The 16,006-nt window shown below is 43.8% G+C and carries 12 protein-coding genes; 4 read left to right on the top strand and 8 right to left on the bottom strand.

Annotation, left to right across the window (positions count from 1 at the left end):
* Positions 1–378 precede the first annotated feature (378 nt).
* The 8 genes from WS42_RS07925 to WS42_RS07960 form a co-directional block, all read right to left on the bottom strand.
* On the bottom strand, positions 379–714 hold the full coding sequence (locus tag WS42_RS07925) for a hypothetical protein (protein WP_013612984.1): 336 nt from the start codon (positions 712–714) through the stop codon (positions 379–381).
* Between the two features lie 175 nt (positions 715–889).
* Positions 890–2,227, bottom strand: coding sequence for an argininosuccinate lyase (argH, locus tag WS42_RS07930; protein WP_022159781.1), 1,338 nt, complete (start codon positions 2,225–2,227; stop codon positions 890–892).
* A 98-nt stretch (positions 2,228–2,325) separates the two neighbouring features.
* The gene (locus WS42_RS07935; RefSeq protein ID WP_022159782.1) at positions 2,326–3,366 is read right to left on the bottom strand and encodes a M20 family metallo-hydrolase; all 1,041 of its coding nucleotides are present in this window, start codon (positions 3,364–3,366) and stop codon (positions 2,326–2,328) included.
* A 10-nt stretch (positions 3,367–3,376) separates the two neighbouring features.
* Complete coding sequence (argB, locus tag WS42_RS07940; RefSeq protein ID WP_022159783.1) at positions 3,377–4,132, bottom strand: acetylglutamate kinase; 756 nt, start codon at positions 4,130–4,132, stop codon at positions 3,377–3,379.
* A 63-nt stretch (positions 4,133–4,195) separates the two neighbouring features.
* Positions 4,196–5,368 carry an aspartate aminotransferase family protein gene (locus WS42_RS07945; protein ID WP_013612980.1) on the bottom strand — a complete coding sequence of 391 codons (1,173 nt, stop codon included), beginning with the start codon at positions 5,366–5,368 and terminating at the stop codon, positions 4,196–4,198.
* A gap of 62 nt (positions 5,369–5,430) precedes the next feature.
* Positions 5,431–6,390, bottom strand: a complete 960-nt coding sequence (gene argC / locus WS42_RS07950; RefSeq protein ID WP_046404364.1) for an N-acetyl-gamma-glutamyl-phosphate reductase — start codon at positions 6,388–6,390, stop codon at positions 5,431–5,433.
* An 18-nt stretch (positions 6,391–6,408) separates the two neighbouring features.
* On the bottom strand, positions 6,409–7,596 hold the full coding sequence (locus WS42_RS07955; RefSeq protein ID WP_046450956.1) for an argininosuccinate synthase: 1,188 nt from the start codon (positions 7,594–7,596) through the stop codon (positions 6,409–6,411).
* A gap of 16 nt (positions 7,597–7,612) precedes the next feature.
* A complete protein-coding gene (locus WS42_RS07960) occupies positions 7,613–8,224 on the bottom strand; it encodes a GNAT family N-acetyltransferase (protein WP_013612977.1) in 612 nt (203 codons plus the stop codon).
* Between the two features lie 366 nt (positions 8,225–8,590).
* Between WS42_RS07960 and WS42_RS07965 the strand changes: the two genes are divergently transcribed.
* From WS42_RS07965 to WS42_RS07980, 4 genes are all read left to right on the top strand, one after another.
* Positions 8,591–10,096, top strand: coding sequence for a glutamine synthetase family protein (locus tag WS42_RS07965; RefSeq protein WP_013612976.1), 1,506 nt, complete (start codon positions 8,591–8,593; stop codon positions 10,094–10,096).
* A 123-nt stretch (positions 10,097–10,219) separates the two neighbouring features.
* On the top strand, positions 10,220–10,948 hold the full coding sequence (locus WS42_RS07970; protein WP_022159786.1) for a head GIN domain-containing protein: 729 nt from the start codon (positions 10,220–10,222) through the stop codon (positions 10,946–10,948).
* 117 nt (positions 10,949–11,065) lie between these two features.
* Positions 11,066–11,890, top strand: a complete 825-nt coding sequence (locus WS42_RS07975; protein WP_046403801.1) for a hypothetical protein — start codon at positions 11,066–11,068, stop codon at positions 11,888–11,890.
* A gap of 451 nt (positions 11,891–12,341) precedes the next feature.
* Positions 12,342–15,560 (top strand): S41 family peptidase, encoded by a 3,219-nt coding sequence (locus WS42_RS07980; RefSeq protein WP_046403804.1) that lies wholly within the window; start codon positions 12,342–12,344, stop codon positions 15,558–15,560.
* Positions 15,561–16,006 lie beyond the last annotated feature (446 nt).

Here is a 16,006-nt window from a genome sequence, read left to right on the forward strand (position 1 = left end):
TTAGAAAAATTTTATAGAATAAAATACCGGCTCACCTCTATCGGATTATGGATAGTTGGGTTACTTTACCGGAAAATCTTTTTTCGTTGAAATTTATGGTTTTCAGGTCCGGTTTAGCTTGCCAGGCAGTGATGACGGGAGTCGAAGGTATTCGTGTTCGGGGACCATTGGAGCTCTGGCGAGTGTCGTCTTGCTTTTTCTGAACGTCCGACCGGTGGTGTCTGACGGAAACGTAACGTAAAGTTTTTTGCGGAGTGAGGAGTTCCGCCGGTCAGTGAAAGAAAAAGCTAGATGACCGACAGAAGCGACCGCGTCCCCGAACACGAATACCGAAGACGAACAAGGACCGGAATAATTCTACATTTTAGGTATCAGAAACTATATCAAGGCAACCATTTGTACGGTTTTAACGGTTTCCTGACTCAGATATTCCCCATCCGCCGTGTAATAAACGATCAATTTATTGCGATCGCCTTTCAGAATCAGTTTATAAACCGAATTCTCTTCAAAAGAAAACTGTTCAATAGCGTAAGCGACATATTTTGAAATCACAGCCGACTTGACAGCCTGGGGCAATTCTGTCCGTACTTCGTTCTTTTTTTCCACTTTCTGGAGTAAGGATTCTGAAGTAGGGACCAGATCTACGGCAAATGCAGATAATGTAAACGCCCCAACCACAATAGCGATCCATAATGTTCTCTTTATATTTTTCATGCTCCTTGTCTTTTAAAGTTTTTTCTGTTTTATATAGAAGACAAGAAAAATATATGCCACAAAAAACAGCAATGGTCAGAGCGGATACAAAAGCCTAAAAATCAAATCATTATCCCAAACGATATATTTCAAAAAATGGGGAATCGATTCCCCAACAGTGTGGAAAAGTGTGGAACTATTCCATTAATTCTGCTTCTGCCCGCCACACCTGCTCCGGCTTCCATTCCGAACTATGGCGTTCAAATTTCTCCCGAATCTGCTGCAAACACAGATTGCCGATACTTCCTTCATGGGTATGATGTAAAGGCCGGGAAATATCCCCCCTATATTCTCCGAGCTGCACTTTTTCAGCGACCATCCGGTAAGCTTCGCGAAAAGGAATCCCCGCAGCGACTCTGTCATTTACTTCTTCAACCGTAAAGAGATAACTGTATTTTTTATCCTGAAGAATCAGCGGATTCAATTCGATTTCTTTCAACACCATCTCTGTCATAAACAGACAATCGGTCAGTTCTTTAAATGCCGGCAAATATATCTCCTTACTCAACTGCATATCCCTGAAATACCCGGAAGTCAGGTTCGCACAAAGCATAGCCATCTGTGTAGGCAGAGACTGAATCCGGTTGGTCTTCGCCCGGATCAACTCGAAGATATCCGGGTTTTTCTTATGAGGCATAATACTGGAACCGGTGGTAAACCGATCGGGAAGTCTGAGAAAACCAAAATTTCCACAAGCAAACAAACACACGTCTGCAGCCAGTTTCCCCAGTGTCGTCGCAACAGTAGCCAAAGCAAAGAGTACATTTTTCTCCATTTTCCCTCTTTGCATCTGGGCGTAAACTGAATTATAAGCCAGATCGCCGAATCCCAATAACCGGGTCGTCATCGTCCGGTTTAAAGGTACAGAAGAACCATAACCGGCTCCCGATCCCAAGGGATTGGTATTGACCATATCGTAAGCAGCTTTCAACATCAACAGGTCGTCTGCCAAAGACTCCGCATAAGCGCTAAACCACATGCCGAATGAAGAAGGCATAGCGATTTGCAGATGGGTATACCCCGGCATCAGAATATCTTTGTTGGCTTCTGCCTTTTCCATAAGCAAATGAAACAAGGAGGTCACCTGTTGCAGCACATCGATCAAGGCAGTACGGGTAAACAGTTTCAGATCGGTCAGTACCTGATCATTACGGGAACGCCCTGTATGAATCTTTTTACCGGCTTCCCCACACTTTCGGGTGAGGAGGCATTCTATTTGCGAATGGATGTCCTCTATCCCCGCCTCAATATGAAATTTTCCCTGTTCTATTTCAGCGAAGATATCTTTCAACCCTTGCGCCAAATCTTTCAATTCACCATCGGAAATCAGCCCGATATGATGCAACATTTTTAAATGAGCCATATTACCTAATACATCGGCTTTCGCCAACATTACATCCAACTCTCTATCTTTACCGATCGTAAATTCTTCGGTGAAACGATCGATGTCGTATCCTTTATCCCAAAGTTTCATATGAGTATCATTTTAATTTTAACGATCCCCTGTCAGCCTCCCTCCCAGATCATTTTCCGGAGGATACCAGTAGGGTAACCGACCGATTATACATAGGCTTAAAAACAAAAGCCATCCAACAATTTAACAAAGAGCATGATTCCTTCCTCTATTTCATCCAATCCGATATATTCATCGGCCGTATGGCTACGGGCACTGTCCCCCGGTCCGATCTTCAGCGACGGATAAGGGATAACGGCCTGATTGGAAGTTGTAGGCGATCCGTAGGTTTTCAAGCCTAAATCCTTACACCGCAATACGATCGGGTGATCGATAGGAATAGCCGAAGAGTTGAGAGAAAAAGAACGGGGCCGGACTTCACTTTTCACATTTCTGCGAATCGTCTCGTAAATATCGGAATTCGTATAATATTCATTTACCCGGATGTCTACCATAAACCGGCATTCAGCCGGTACAACATTGTGTAAGGTTCCGGCTTCGATTCCGGTCACAGTCATTTTTACTTTACCTAATAAAGGAGATTCCTTCCCGAAGCGGTAGGACCTGAACCATTCGATATCGGATATCGCTTCGTAAATAGCATTCAGTCCTTCATTTCTTGCCGCATGTCCGGATTTTCCTTTCGCGACACAATCGACGACCATCAAACCTTTTTCAGCAATAGCTGCCTGCATGCCTGTGGGCTCACCGATCAGGGCCAAATCGATTTTACCTAAGTTGCCGACAATACGCTGTATGCCATTTTTTCCGGTATTCTCCTCCTCTGCCGACTCGAGACAAACCAGATTATAGGCCTGTTTCTTTTCTGCCAATTGTAGAAAAGCGGCCATCATGGCAACTACACTACCACCGGTATCGTTACTCCCTAAGCCGTATAATTTTCCATCTTCCACTACGGCAGTAAACGGATCTTTCTCCCAGTTTCCATTCGGCCGAACGGTATCCAAATGAGCATCCAGCAGAATCGTCGGTTTTACCGGATCGAAATTCCGGGATTTTACCCATACGTTATTTCCACTTCGTTCTGCGGAATATCCATGTTCTGCCCACGTAGCTACCATCAAATCGGCTACCCGTTCTTCATTCCCGCTGAACGAAGGAATAGAAATCATTTTCTTTAAAAGTTCTATGGTCTCCATATTTCGTCTTTTATCTTAAAACCGTTCCCCCGTCCAAATGGCAGGGATCCGTCAAACGCACCGATTTTACTCCGGCCTTTATAGTTTTAAAAGCATTATCGAGTTTAGGGATCATCCCTGCATGAATCGCTCCTTGTTCCAAATATCCGGCATACTTTTCTTTATCGAGCACCGGGATCACCGAATCCGCATCGTTTACATCCAGCAATACGCCGGGTTTATCGAAACAAAATATCAATTCGGTATCATCGATCCGGCTCATAGCAACCGCCACAGCTCCGGCAACACTATCGGCATTGGTATTTAAGAGTTGTCCCGCTCCATCGTATGTAATCGGAGAAATGACCGGCATCACCTGCCGATGCAACAGACCGGCCAAAACCCCGGTATCCACGCGATCGATATCTCCGACAAATCCCCAATCGATTTCTTTCACCTCCCGCTTATGTGCCAGAATCACTTTTTGGTCACATCCTGACAGGCCGCAGGCATTCACATTCCGTACCTGTAAAGCTGCGACCAGTTTTTTATTCGCCCATCCGGCATAGGCCATCACGGCAACCTCCAGGGTTTCCCGGTCGGTAATCCGCCGGCCATCGATCATACGGGTCCTGATCCCCAAACGCGCAGACAATTGTCCGGCCATACTTCCCCCTCCATGTACCAATACACTATCCCGGTAGCAGGCGGATAATTCATCACACAAACCGTTCAATACAGCATCGTTCTCGATCAGTTTACCACCGATTTTTATTATTCTGATCATAAAGAATTTATTAAGTTTATAAAGTGATCCGTACCCCGAAGACACCAGGCTGCCAGGTACCGATCAGCGACTACAGGTCTCGCCGACCTTCTCCTGTAACCGAGCCATCCCATTGTCCATCGTTTGCCGGAAAGCCTTCAAAAATTCATCCACTTCTTTCCGGGTAATGATCAAAGGCGGAAGTAAACGAAGGGTATAATTTCCACTATATCCTGTCATTATCCGGTGTTCGGAGATCAATCTCTTCCGGACCTCTTCCTGTGAAATTTTCACGTCTACTCCTATCATCAAGCCTTTTCCCCGTACTTCCTTCACCCCCGGCATATTCTTCAATTCCTGAATCAGATATTTCCCCAAGCCGGCAGCATTATTGACCAAATATTCTTGTTGTATAACCTCCAATACTGCCAGAGCAGCGGCACAAGCCAGATGGTTTCCGCCGAAAGTAGTCCCGAGCATTCCTTTACGGGCTTTAATCTTAGGCGAAATCAACAAACCACCTATCGGAAAGCCGTTGCCCATCCCTTTAGCCATCGTGATGATATCCGGTAAAACACCGGCATGCTGATGAGCGAAGAATTTACCTGTACGCCCATATCCGGATTGTACTTCGTCTACAATCATCAGAGTACCTGTAGAGGTGCAAAGTTCGCGCATCGACTGCAAGAAACCGGTATCAGGCATTTGTATACCACCGACTCCCTGTATACCTTCGACAATCACAGCAGCATAAGCACCGGTCTCCAGCTCGCTTTCCAATGCCTTCCGATCGTTCAATCCAATAAAAGTCACCTCATGACATCGGTTCAAGGGTGCTTGAATGGCCGGATTATCCGTCACCGCCACCGCCACACTCGTCCTACCGTGAAACGCAGCTCTCATAGCCAGTATTTTGGACCGGTCTGTAATGAAAGAGGCCAGCTTCAACGCATTTTCGTTCGCTTCGGCTCCACTATTGCAAAGGAATAAGTTGTATTCCGGATAACCGGAAACTTTTCCCAATAGCAAAGCCAATTCATCCTGTAAAGGATTCCTCACCGCATTCGAATAAAAACCGATCCGATTCAGCTGGCGAGTCATTTTCTCCACATATACCGGATGGCTGTGACCGATGGAAATCACGGCATGTCCTCCATAAAAATCAAGATATTTATCCCCATTTTTATCCCAGAGGTAAGCTCCTTTGGCTTTTACCGGTTCCAAATCCAATAAACTATAAACTTCGAATAATCCCATAATAAAAAAGGTAAAAAGGTAAAGGTAAAAAGCTGAAAGAAACATCGCTTCCAGGCTTTCAGTCAAAAATAGTTGGCCTTCAGACGGAGACCGGTTGTTTCTTCCAGGCCAAAAAGCAAGTTCATATTTTGAACTGCCTGGCCGGAAGCCCCCTTCAGCAGGTTGTCGATCACTGAAGTGATCAGCATTTGTTCGCCTTGCTTAGAGATATGAATATAGCAGTAGTTCGTATTCACTACTTGTTTCAGATACAACGGTTCGTCAGAGACATATACAAAAGGATGTGTATTATAATAAGCTTTATAAAGGGCTGTAATGCCTTCGATCGTAATATCCGTACGAATCACCGTATTGACCAGTATCCCCCGGGTATGGCACCCCCTCACCGGTACAAAAGCCAAATCGGGGAAGCCTTTTGCTCCTGCTCTCACCAAAGTCTCCCGGATTTCATCCAAATGCTGGTGGGTGAAAATCTTATAATTGGAGAGATTATTACAACGATTACTGAAATGAGTATCTGCTGTCGGCTTTTGGCCGGCACCGGTCGATCCGGTAATCCCCACAACAGTAATCTCTTCCGGTAAGCGCCCGATCGAAGCCAACGGAATAAGTCCCAGCTCGATAGCTGTAGCGAAACATCCCGGGTTAGCTACATATCGCCCCTTTCTAATCTCTTCACGGGACAACTCAGGCAGGCCATAAATAAAACCGTTGGACTCCTTTTCCAAACGAAAATCATTCCCAAGGTCGATAATCTTCACATTTGCAGGGATCGGATGAACATTCAGAAATTTTCCCGACACCCCATGTCCCATACAGAGAAAGAGTACGTCAATATCTGAAAAATCGATATCCGAGAAAACAAGCCGGGAATACAACAAATCTTGATGTACTTTATATACCGGCAATCCCTGGTGGGATTCACTCTGAATATATCTGAGTTCTGCTCCGGGGTGGCCGATCAGTATCCGGATCAATTCCCCCGCTGTATAACCGGCAGCTCCGGCAATTCCTATTCTCATTGCAATTTATTTTCAGGGTTATAATCCATTTACTACATTGTATATCCGCAAAGGCATCGACAATATTTTAGTAAAGCCTTTCACATCGTCTGCTGTCCAGGCTTTATTCATTTCACCATACTCGGCAAATCCCGAATTCATGAGATCATGTTCCGACTCGATACCGATCAGATCGAAATGATAAGGCCGAAGGCGAATGAATACTTTGCCGCTTACTTTTTGCTGACTATTTTCTAAAAATCTTTCAATATCCCTCATCACAGGCTCTGAGTACATCGCTTCGTGGAGGAACATCCCGTACCAATTACCCAGTTGTTCTTTCCAATATTGTTGCCATTTCGTCAGTGTATGTTTTTCGAGCAATTCGTGTGCTTTAATGATCAGCATCGGAGCAGCAGCCTCAAACCCTACCCGTCCTTTAATCCCGACCAGGGTATCTCCCACATGGGTATCCCTACCGATCGCCCAGGCGGCACCGATCTCTTCTATTTTACGAATGGCAGCGATCCGGGAAATTTTCTCCCCGTTTACTCCTACGATCTCTCCCTGCCCGAATTCCAGCTCAAGTGATTCACAACCTTCTTTCACGAGAGGAGAAGGATAAGCCTTATCCGGTAAATTCGTATTGGAATGTAAAGTTTCTTTTCCCCCGACAGAAGTTCCCCATATACCTTTGTTTACCGAATATTCCATTTTCTTCCAATCGGAATGGACACCATGGGCTTTCAGGTACCCGATCTCCGTTTCCCGGGAAAGTCTCAGATCGCGTGTAGGAGTAATTACTTTCATCTCCGGGGCAAAAACAGCAAAACACAAATCGAAACGCACTTGATCGTTTCCTGCTCCTGTACTCCCGTGAGCGATATATTGTGCTCCCACTTTTTTTGCATAGTTCACGATAGCCAATGCCTGGAAAGTCCGTTCGGAGCTCACCGATACAGGGTAGGTTTTATTCCGCAAAACATTACCGAACACCATATAACGGATACACTTCTCATAATAATCCTCTGTCACATCCAGGTTAACATGTTCCTTCGCCCCCAATGCATAAGCTTTTTTTTCGACAGTTTTCAGCTCGGCTTCGGTAAATCCTCCGGTATTTGCCAAAGCGGTATATACTTCCAGGCTCAATTCTTCACTCAGGTATTTTACACAATAAGAGGTATCCAATCCTCCGCTATAGGCCAGTACTACTTTTTCTTTCATGGTTTTATCCTGACTATTAAATCACTTTTTTCAACAATTTTACAATCCTGTTGCTTTGTTTTTTCTCTTCCAGCTTTTTATCCGCTTCTCTTTTTGCAGCAACTTCGGGATCGTACACCATACCGGTACACAAGCATTTCGTCATATTCGTCCGGAGCAGGATATCATAATTGACACAGGATTTACATCCCGCCCAAAACTGTTCGTCGTCCGTCAGTTTAGCAAAGGTCACCGGTACATATCCCAATTCGGTATTGATACGCATCACTTGTTCACCGGTCGTCAAACCGAATAATTTTGCATGGGGGAACTTTTTTCTGGACAAATCGAAAGCAGCTTTTTTGATCCGCTTAGCGACTCCCATTCCCCGGTAAGACGGCTTTACAATCAATCCTGAATTAGCCACAAACTTTTCATGACCCCAGGATTCGATATAACAAAATCCTACAAACTCTTCCCGGTTTAGAGCAATAATCGCTTTTCCCTGATTGATTTTATCGGCGATGTATTCGTCGGTTCTTCGTGCAATACCCGTCCCCCGGGCTTTTGCAGCCTCATCAATGGTATCGTTTATTACTTTTACATACTTCAAATGCCCGACCGAAGCAACCATAACATCTATTTTCATCTCACCTGAAAATTTTAATGATTTATATTGATATTTCTAAATTGTGCCTGAACGAACCTCTTTATTCAAACAACAGGACAAAGATATGCATAAATATTTATTACAAACAAATATTTATGCAATTATTTCATCACCATCCCGGAAAAACACTTGAATATAATCGAATTATTATTTGAAATAAATGCATAATTATCCACAAATCAGATTTATACCTTCTTTTTTTTCTCGTCATTTGCCGAGAAGAAGAGCGATAAAAACTAACAATACCTAAAAATAAAAGAATTTTAACTTATAATTTGTTACGCAAACGTTCTCAATTTAGAAAAATTTTCATAGTTTTGCTCCGTAACCGTTAACAAAGGATTTATGGAAGGAAATACGATACTTAATCCCAATCCACTGGTGAAATTCTTGAATAAGCCTCAAAAAGAGTTCACCAAAGCGGATATTATCCGATATGTGACGAAAAACGATATTGAAATGATCAATTTTCGTTATGCCGGAGCAGACGGACGATTGAAAACACTGAACTTCATTATTAACAGCCTGGAACACCTGGATAGCATTCTGACCTATGGTGAACGGGTGGATGGATCCAGTTTATTTCCTTATATACAGGCCGGTTCAAGCGATTTATACGTGATACCCCGTTACCGGACTGCCTTTTTGAACCCTTTCAGTGATATTCCTGCACTAGACATTCTTTGCAGTTACTATACGAAAGACGGTAAACCTTTGGAGAGCGCTCCGGAGTATACCCTTCGCAAGGCCCACGAAGAGTTTAAGAAAGTTACCGGTATGGAATTTCAGGCTATGGGGGAACTGGAATATTATGTCATCAGCGAGAAAGAAGACTTATTCGAGACACCGGATCAGCGAGGATACCATGAATCTATGCCTTTCTGCAAATGGGCCAATCTCCGAAAGGAAGCAATGCGTGCCATCGCACAAGCGGGAGGACAAATCAAATACGGCCATTCTGAAGTCGGGAATTTCACGATCGGTAACTTGCAATACGAACAGAATGAGATCGAATTTTTGCCGGTCGATATAGAAGAAGCTGCCGACCAGTTGGTTATCGCCAAATGGATACTCCGGACACTTGCTTATCAATATGGGGTAGACCTGACCTTCGCACCCAAGATCACGACAGGAAAAGCCGGAAGCGGATTACATATCCATACCCGTCTGATGAAAGAAGGAAAAAACATGTATATCGAAAACGGTCAACTTACGGAAGCGGCCAAAAAAGCTATTGCCGGTATCTTGGAAATAGCTCCTTCTTTGACAGCTTTCGGTAATACAAATCCGACATCTTATTTTCGTCTGGTACCGCATCAGGAAGCTCCGACCAATATCTGCTGGGGCGACCGTAACCGTTCGGTGCTGGTACGTGTACCTCTGGGTTGGACACAGGGAGCCAATGAAATGATCACCGATGCTAATCCTCTTGAGCAAGCAGGCCATGCAGACCTGAGTACTAAACAAACCATAGAATTTCGTTGTCCGGACGGATCGGCCGATGTGTATTTGTTATTAGCCGGACTTGCAGTAGCCGCACGGCATGGTTTCGAGATGCCCGATGCCCTCCCATATGCAGAGGAACGGTATGTCAATGTCAACATTTTCGACGATGCCCATAAGCATATAGCAGAACGATTGAGCCATCTACCGACTTCTTGTGCAGAATCGGCCGAATGCCTCGCTAACCAAAGAGCCATATATGAAGCTCAGGGCGTTTTCAGTGCCAGCTTAATCGATGGAATGATCGACAAACTAAATTCATATCACGATAAAACCTTACGGCAAGACATCAGTAACCATCCTGAAAATATTCAGGCACTGGTGAAGAAATTTATCAATGCCGGATAAACTTATAACCAATTACTACTATCTATACCACAAACTTGAGAGACTGCCGGCAACGGCAGTTTTTTTTATTCTCACCGAACCCGGATCCGGATAAAAGCGTTAAACAGAGAAAAATTCAACGCTATGAAAATTTATAAACGACCGGGATTATTACTTTTAGTTTTCTATCTGACTATTTCTGCTGTCTGGGGGCAGAAAAATGTAAAAGGTTCGGGATATGTCCTGACACAACAGCGTGAAACAGCAGATTTCACCAGTATCGAAATTTCCCGGGGAATTGATGTCGCTATCGTCCGGGGAGAAATGGAACCGATCACCGTAGAGGCTGACGATAACCTGTTTTCTTATATTAAAACTACGGTCAAAAACAAGGTATTAAAAATTTATATTCCGGACAGCGTAAATATCGTCAAATACGCTTCGATGAATGTATTGATCAGTATGCCGACCCTCGGGAGTCTGAAAGCCTCCAACCATTCCAGAATAGATGCCTGGCCTCAAATCTGGAACCTCCGGACAATCCGTCTGGAAGCAACAACCGGAGGCCAGATCCGGATCAGACTAAAAGCCGAAGATATTCAGGCAGAGGCACGCACCTCCGGAATCCTGGAGATCAAAGGAGAAGCCCAAAACTTACAAGCCATTTTGAAAACAGCAGCCCGTCTGGAAGCCCGGGAATTGGAAACTCAAAATGCGGACATCCAATTATCCATCGGAGCCAAAGCCGAGATACAAGTAAACCAACGGTTGACCTATGATTTATACGGGCATTCCCGCTTGGTTATAAAAGGGAATCCACAAATCGAAAATTCACATAATTATTCAGGAAGCAGAATCATAAAAGAAAAATAGTTAACCTAGAAAGTTGTGTATTTTGCTTAAAAATTATTGTCTTTAAAAAAGTGAACCGGAAAAACATTGATAATCCGTTAAAGATAGTATATGTTTGCAAACAAAATACGGAGTCGCATGAGCAAACCTATCTTTCTCACTTTTATACTGACACTGATAATTTCATGTGCAACCCACACCCCTAACCCGTCTTCATGGCTAGACAAGCGATCTACACCGGTAACTCAGGATTCGATCTGCCGTCTCATCAGCTATTGTCAAACCCAAGCCAATATCGAAATACAACATGGAAATTATGCCGAAGCCCTTTATTGGAAAGACGAAACCCTCCGATTGAAAGACACCCTCCTTTCAGTCCGGAATTCATCCGGCATCTCCCATACCCCGATGATAAACTACTCGCAAATCCTGTTACTCATCATCATTTGCCTATTTACTTTTTCCCTTATCTCTCTTTTCCTTTACTTCCGCCACCGGAAATTGAAAGTCCAGTATGAAAAATTATCCGAAACAATCAAACACCGGGAATGGAGTTTTATGATGACAAAAGAATTCATCACCGAAAATCATATTGCCTATGATGAACTGGAACGCCTGCTAAATCGGGAAAAAAGCCTCCATCATTTATCTTCGGAAAGTTACAAAAGACTTTACGAAGCTTTAATCCAGCAAAAAGCAAATTCTTCCGGGCGACTAATCTACCGGTTGACGAATTTTGACGGTAACTTCAGTATCCGGTTTCAACGCATGTTTCCCGAATGTAATACAGACGAATTATTATTAGCCAGTATGATTCACCACCAGTGGAGGATGACAGACATGACCACCATTTTCCACGCAAGCCCCGAAGCCCTGCGAAAGAGAAAAAACCGACTGGCGCATAAAATCTCGACGAAACTTCAAAAAGAAATCGATCTGGATGAGTTTCTGAAAAATTTATAAACTGGATTTTCTAACCGATAAAAAGATTAAAATTGGGTAGACAAAAGCAAATTGAAATGGAGTGTCCACCCATTTTAAAAACATCAAACACATATTTATCAATTATTTAACTAAACATTATTTCTCTATTTGTCCACCACAATGTCCGAAACCGATATTCAAAAAAAAATAGATTTCACCTTACCTTTGTCAGGTTACAAACCATTCTACGGATACAACAAAAATTTAGTTATCAAACGATCATAATCATAGGATTTGTCGGTTGACCCTCCCAAGTCGTAAACCGACCAAAAAACGAACCTTTCGTTTTCTGCAGAGCATAAAATTACAGGGATATTCTCACCAAGCTTTTTTTTCTCTTTGTAATTATTTATTATGACTCTGCAGTTTTTATTTCTTTATATTAAATATTCATTGTTATCTTTGTGTTCAAACCTATAATTCATCACACATGAGAACTTTTATATTCACATTCATTTGTTTTCTGATCGTATCGATCGGCAAAGCAGAAGAAGCACGTTTAATCCGCTTTCCCCATATCAACGGTAAACAGATCGTTTTTTCGTATGCCGGCGATTTATACACGGTAAGCGATCAAGGAGGAACAGCCCGCAAATTAACTTCGGATATCGGATACGAAATGTTTCCACGTATTTCACCGGATGGAAAATACATTGCATTCACCGGGCAATACGACGGAAATACAGAAGTATTTGTGATCCCTTCGGCAGGTGGTATTCCCCGGCGTCTGACCTATACCGCAACCCTGAACCGGGATGATTTAGGCGACCGGATGGGCCCTAACAACATCGTCATCGGCTGGACCCCGGACAGCAAACATATCCTGTTCCGCACCCGGCAATTCACTTTCAACGACTTTACCGGACAATTAATGACTGTTCCCGCCGAGGGAGGAGAAGCTGTCGAAATCCCCCTCAAAAACGGAGGCTTCGCATCTTATTCCCCGGATGGGAAAAAACTGGCTTACAATTATGTATTCAGAGAATTCCGTACCTGGAAAAGATATCAGGGAGGTATGGCCGACGACATTCGGATTTATGATTTCGACACACACCAATCACAGAAAATAACAGACGAAATCCGCCAGGATATCATTCCCATGTGGTCCGCAGACGGGAATAAAATATACTTCATTTCCGACCGGGACGACATCATGAATCTCTATGTTTATAACTTATCGGATAAGACTACCCGCCAATTAACCTTCAACAAAGACTACGACATCAAATTCCCAGCCCTAGGAGGAGATCAGATCGTATATGAACAAGGCGGTATCCTCTATAAATTCGACACCCGGACCGAAAAGGCTTCCCCGATTCCTGTCGAGATCGATAACGACCAAAATTGGGCGCGACCGGAATGGAAGGATGTCAGCGGACAAATCAGCAGAATGGACGTTGCCCCTAACGGAGAACGGGTTGTCGTCGCCGCCCGGGGAGATATTTTCACCCTACCGGCAAAATCCGGTATTACCTATAATCTGACCAATTCCTCAAATGCCAACGACCGCAATCCGCAATGGTCGCCGGATGGAAAATGGATCGCCTATATCTCGGACAAAAACGGAGAATTCAATATCTGGCTGAGAGATGCTTTTACCGGAGAAGAAAAAATGCTGACGAAAGATTTGAAAACCTATATCTTCGATCTGAAATGGGCTCCCGATTCCCGCTCCATTCTTTGGAGTGAAAAAAAGAATACCCTTAATCTGACTCAGGTAAGCGATGGGAAAACCGAAGTTATCGCCAGTTCCGGTGTCGGACCGATCAACTCGTTCAACTGGTCACAAGATAGCCGGTATATCACCTACATCCAACCGGAAAAAGAGATGGATAATATCATCATTTATGACCGGAATAGCAAAGAAAAACATCAAATGACCGACGGTTGGTATAATGTCAGTTCACCGAATTTCAGTAAAGACGGTAAATACCTGGTTTTCGTATCTGCCCGTACCTTCAACCCGACCTACAGTAGTACGGAATGGAACCATGTGTACAACAATATGAATAAAATATACATTTTGCCTCTTACCCAAGATGCCACCATTCCCTTTGCTCCGGAAAACGACAATCCGAAAGCTCCCCAACAAACACCGACCACCAGGGAGACCAAGAAATCCGAAGCAACGAAAGAGCATCCGAAAAATGAATACGACTATACGAATATCGCCAACCGGATTATCGAACTACCAGTCTCAGCAGGAAATTACCACGATCTGCATATGATCGGTAATCAGGTTTATTTCAACCGTTATGGTAATACCAGTATATATAACCTGAAAGACCGGAAGGAAACAGATCTGAATAGCCGGATCATTTTCGGTCCGGGTTATGAAAAAGCAATTGCACAATCAGGCAGGGCTTTTCAGGTCATCGACATCCCTAATGCCCCGGTAAGTGTAAATCACCCGATTTCTACTTCGGACCTGAAAAAATACATCGACTATCATCAGGAATGGATGCAAATCTACAATGAAAGTTGGCGGCAAATGCGAGATTTCTTCTACGCTAAAAATATGCATGGAGTAGATTGGCAAGGAGTGTATGAAAAATACAAAGTCCTGATTCCTCATGTCAATCACCGGACAGACCTCACTTATGTCATCGGAGAAATGATCGGAGAACTGAGTGTCGGCCATGCTTATTCTGCCAACGGTGAACATCCGACACCCGCAAGAATCCCGATGGGCTTGTTAGGCGCCCGTTTCAAAAAAGATCCTTCGGGTTATTTTAAAGTGACCAAAATCATAGAAGGAGCCAACTGGAACGAAGCGACTCGTTCGCCCCTGACTATGCCCGGCGTGGAGGTAAAAGAAGGTCATTATATTTTGGCCATCAACGGCAAATCGCTGAAAGAAACCGAGAATCTCTTTAGCGAACTGATCGGCAAAGCTGGCAAAACGGTAGAACTCACAGTGAATACCCGGCCTGAAACAGCAGGAGCCCGCCAGGTATTAGTAACCCCACTCAGCGACGAATCGCAACTTTATTATTACAATTGGGTACAAAATAACATCAGGAAAGTGAGTGAAGCCACCAACGGAGAAGTAGGTTACATCCATATTCCGGACATGGGTGTCGACGGGCTGAACGAATTCGTCAAGCATTATTACCCGCAATTGGGTAAAAAAGCCCTGATCATCGACGATCGGGGCAATGGCGGCGGAAATGTATCTCCGATGATTACCGAGCGCCTGATGCGTACCCCTCATTTTTATACGATGCATACCAACCAGACTTCGGGTTCGGTAAGTCCGGTAGGCACTTTCCTCGGACCGAAAGTGTTATTGGTAAACGAATACTCGGCATCCGACGGAGACCTGTTCCCCTATCGTTTTAAATTCAATAAACTGGGTACGGTCATCGGCCACCGGACATGGGGAGGAGTAGTCGGTTACAGCGGCACCATTCCGGTAGTCGACGGAGGTTCTATCGTCACCCCCTCCTATGCTCCTTTTGCAGCTGACGGTAGCGGCTTTATCATCGAAGGTCACGGGGTAGATCCGGATATTCTGTTGGAAAACGATCCTTACCTGGAGTTCAACGGCGAAGACCAACAATTGAATAAAGCCATCGAAGTGATCCTGGAAAAACTGAAAACCGAAAAGAAAGAAGTCCCGGCAATACCGGAATTTCCCGTAAAATAAAACATCGGATTTCAAATTAAAATATCTCCTGCAGATGTTCTATTTATCCCCCTCAAATACAGAACTCTGCAGGAGATTTTTGTACCTATTCGTCTCCGGTGTTATCATTGCATGGCAAGCTAAACCGGAGCTGAAAACCATAAATTTCAATGAAAGAAGGTTTCCTGATCTCTTATATTAGAATCAGATTTAAAATCAATTTCTTACAGAAAACTATTCCGATCAAGTAATTCAGCTATCCATACATCCGGTTAGGTTTAGAGTACCCCCTTCATAAATAATTGCTAATTTTGAGCCGACAGAACTTATTGACATGTCCCAGGACATCGAAATTCTCCAGTTTCTTTTTGCCGTCAAAACTTATTTTTAATCGTTTTTTCACCCACAGCTTCAGGTAAGAGCCTGAGGAAGACAGTTCTTTGCCATATAGTAAATAAGTCAACTGC

Origin of the sequence: Odoribacter sp. N54.MGS-14, from assembly GCF_000980295.1 — a bacterium.
Lineage (GTDB): Bacteria > Bacteroidota > Bacteroidia > Bacteroidales > Marinifilaceae > Odoribacter > Odoribacter splanchnicus.